Raw genomic sequence first — 3,781 nt, forward strand, 5'->3', positions numbered from 1 at the left:
AAAATTTAGTTCTGTCCCACCGCCAGACATCCTCCGGACTTGTTTCGTTAAGAGCAAGAGTACCCACGCCGCTCTGCGGCTAGGCATCAATGCCTCTAAGCTCAGCCTCATCCTAAGGATTCGCCTCGCTAAGAGGCATAGAAAAAACCTAAGCATACACCAAATAGAAAAGCACAAAAACCGCTTTTTATTTCGTATTTGCTTAGGTTTTGCCTGCCTGACCAGTAACAATCCATAAACTAAGTATAGCACAATTTCCAAAAGATGCAAGCGGTTTCTAAAATTATTTTTAAAAAGGCTGAGATTTCTCTCAACCTTCACATACTATCTCTTATCAAAGTCCGACAGGTTGCCGTATTTTTCATCCAGTCCGTAGCTGAACCAGCGGCCATTGAGGACTTGGGTCAGCAGCTGCTCCTTACGCTCTTGACTGATGCTCGTATCAGCCGCTATTTGCTCCAGCACATCTGTATAGTTGTAGTCCTTTTTGCCCATCTGGGCACTGGCCTGCTCCTTGGTCGCATCCAGATAAAGGGTCGGCGCCTCTCCGGCTGCCGTCCATTCCTGCCAGCGGGGCAGATTTTTGCCGTTAGGATTGCCTGTTGAGATAAACTGATAGAGATAATCTTGGAAGAGCTGGGACAGTTCCTGAGCTCCTTTAGACGCATAAGCCTGACCAACCAGCTGCTGGTAGTTTTGATTATCCCGGTCCAAGAGCGGCACAAAGACACCATGGTAGGAACCGAAGGTCGACATAGGCGAACCGACCACTGCAGCATCTTCCCCAAATCGAATCTCCGCCGAATAGATGGGGGCTTTATAAGATGGAGCCATTTTCTCAGCCGACTCCTGAACATTGAAAAGACTGTAGAACTGGCCGCCATAGGTATTGACAAAAGCATAGTCACTGGCTGCCGGTTCCTGGTCCATGGTCTTGGCTGCCTGGGCCTGGGCAAAGTATTTGTCATAGTAGGCAAAGAGAGAAAATTCAGTTTCCCCCGTCAGCATGAGCAGAGGGACCTGATTGTAATTTTTCGTGTCGAAGCCCTCCTTGGGCAGGACGGCACCGTCCGTATAGAGATGGGGAAAAACGCTCATACGGATACCGGCATTGCCCATGAGAGGCGCCAAGCGCTTTGCGTCCAAGTCCTGCAGATAATCCCTGACAGCACTGTCCCTGCTTAGGAGCCAGGCCTTGGCCTCCTCCAAATCACCCTTCTTGCCATCTTCCACAGCCAGCGGTGCCAGAGCCTCCGCAAAAACCTGCTGGCTCTTTGCTTCGTCTGCCACAGTCATCCCGCCGCTGAAGGAGACAGCCTTATCAAATTTCCCTTTAAAAATGGGAGAAATCAGCATAGCCATGACATCCCGGCCGCCAGCTGAAAATCCTGATACGGTCACATTTTGGCTGTCGCCGCCAAAGGCTTCGATATTTCCCCGGATCCAGTCCAGAGACTTGGCAATGTCCAAAAGACTGTAGTTGCCGGAATTTTCCTCATCACTGCCAGTCTTGAGAGCCGGCAGCGGATTGAAGCCTAGAACTCCCAGACGGTAGTTGACTGATACAAAAATGGCATCATGCGTTTTGACAAAGGAAGCACCTGAGATTTCCTCAGACTTGCCGGTCTGATTGTTGCCGCCATGGATGTAGACCAGGACTGGCAGCTTTTCCTTGTCAGAATCAGGCCGGTAAATGTCCAGATTGAGGGCATCCTCACTGCCGATAACCCCATCCGCAGAGGACTGCAGGGCTACTTGGCCGGACTTGGTCGCATCCCGCTCGCCGCTCCATTTTTCAGGATCCGCGGGCGCCTTGAAACGATTTTCCCCTGAGGTCTCCCCGCCATAGGGAACCCCCTTCCAGATCAGGACACCGTCTTTCTCTGCCCCCTTCACTGCTCCGTAAGCTGTTTGGCGGACTGTCCGATTCGCGCTTTCCTTGGACTGGATCCGACCGCAGGATACCAAGATTACGGGCAGGATTGCCAGCAGCAGGAGACTGCCGATTTTCTTGACTTTCATGATTTGCTCCTTTTCTTTAAAAATTCAAACTTCCTAGTCCACCGTAATCACTACCCGCTGGTAGCCTTTCAGCTGATGGGCACCGTCATCCTGCACTTCCAGAATCATATGGAAGGTATCACCCTTCTTGGCGTCCTTGGGAATGGTAAAGGAGACCGTCTCGGTATCAGCTCCGGTCAGCTTGACAGGATCGACTGCTTCACCCTTGTCCAGTTCCCGATAGAGGCTGAGCTGGAGGCCGCCTTCATTCCTGTCCTTATCGGAGACCGGTTTGGAGGAACCGTGGTATTCTGGATAGCTGTCGGCTTCAAAATAGCGCCACCACTTGTAGGTCAGTTTATTCTTATCCGGATCGCTGCCCTGGCCGGTCAGGGTAATCTTGTCGCCAGCCTTGGCAGTCAGCTGGCTGCCTTCCTTGACACTGGCGGTCGGCGCATGATTGGCATCCTCATACCTGTCCGCAATGCCCCAGTCGGCACGCGCCGCAAAATCCCGCTGAATATCATCAAACCAGCGCGTCAGGGTGTATTCCGCCTCAAAGCGCTTGGAGTAGGGATTGTAGTCTAAAACGGTGTTTTGATAAAGCTTGTCATTGACCAGACCGAAACGGCCGCCCCAGCCGCCGTAAGTCGGCTGCTTGATGTCCTGAAGGCCGTTGTTAAAGAGATAGAAATAAGACGGTGAATCTCCTTCAGAGATAAAGTCATATTTCTGATACTGAGGATTTTTAGCCAGATAGGCCTCACTGCCCCGCTGCTCCTCATCCAGCTCACCGGGCACCACCTTGCCGTCACCCATGAGAGCATACCTAGCCAGCAGGGGACCGTGGTCTTTCTGGATATTTTCCCGGTTCCAGTCCCCCTGCAGATAGGTATTGAGTTCGACACTGTGCATCTTCCAGGCATAGGCAAAATGCCAGAAATTGGACTGGTCGTTGATGACCTGCAGGTTCGGCCAGGATTTTTGGATATAGTCCTTACAGCTGTTATCCTGATCCAAGATGATATAGAGAATCAGCTTTTTATAAATTTTAGCCTGAATATCCTTCCAGTTGGACTTGTCCTTGTACGCTTCTTCGATGGACTTGAGGGCCCGGGCAGTCGTATTGGTCCCGCCCCAGGTCTGGACATAGAGAGGTCTGTCATCATCATTGAGAAAAAGGTCTTTGAGAAATTCCGATCCCTCTGTCACCTCATCCATTTCACCGACATTTTTGATATTGCCGATTTTGGTATTTTTGCGGATGCTGTCGGCTGTTGGGAAGCCTTCGGCATGCTTGGCCAGGTTGGGCTGGATTTTCTCATAGGCATCCAGCATCTGGTAGATCCAGTCCGTGCCCGTCCAGCGATAGGGCTCGATGCCCTTGCTGCTGTCACCGGCATAGTGGTAGGTCGAGCTGGTAAGGACAATCCCCTCCAGCTGCATTTCATTGGCATAGTAAAAATAGCGAATCATGGAGTCCATATCATCCACTTCACCGTCTGTCGTGATGACTGTTCGAGCTTTGTCTGGCTTTGCTGCTGACTGGGGCTTCTCCTGCCGCTGGCTGGTCTGACTGCAGCTCAAGAGCAGAATTGCTGACAAAGCCGCAAGCCCCATCCAGATCATAGCGTACTTTCTGTTCATTTTATTCCTCCTGCTTATTTATGCTGGCTATTTAACCAGTCAAAGACATTTGTGTAGGACTGACCGCCCACTGTCGCTGCAGCTGGACCGCCCTTTTCCGCATTGCTGGCTGCAAACCCCGTCAGGGCAGGGC

2 protein-coding genes are annotated in these 3,781 nt (G+C 51.5%); both read right to left on the bottom strand.

Annotated features, from left to right (window positions below; translation table 11 throughout):
* Positions 1-324: 324 nt before the first annotated feature.
* The gene (locus STRDD11_RS01265) at positions 325-2,022 is read right to left on the bottom strand and encodes a carboxylesterase family protein (RefSeq protein ID WP_128834596.1); all 1,698 of its coding nucleotides are present in this window, start codon (positions 2,020-2,022) and stop codon (positions 325-327) included.
* A 33-nt stretch (positions 2,023-2,055) separates the two neighbouring features.
* Entirely contained in the window at positions 2,056-3,648 is a 1,593-nt protein-coding gene (locus tag STRDD11_RS01270) for a DUF1593 domain-containing protein (RefSeq protein ID WP_128834599.1), read from the bottom strand.
* Positions 3,649-3,781 lie beyond the last annotated feature (133 nt).

Origin of the sequence: Streptococcus sp. DD11, from assembly GCF_001578865.1 — a bacterium.
In the GTDB taxonomy this organism is placed as follows: domain Bacteria; phylum Bacillota; class Bacilli; order Lactobacillales; family Streptococcaceae; genus Streptococcus; species Streptococcus panodentis.

What these genes read in the sequence shown, in the direction of transcription:
- STRDD11_RS01270 (WP_128834599.1), bottom strand. Translation starts at nt 3,648, where the DNA reads ATGAACAGAAAGTACGCTATGATCTGGATGGGGCTTGCGGCTTTGTCA.
- STRDD11_RS01265 (WP_128834596.1), bottom strand. Translation starts at nt 2,022, where the DNA reads ATGAAAGTCAAGAAAATCGGCAGTCTCCTGCTGCTGGCAATCCTGCCC.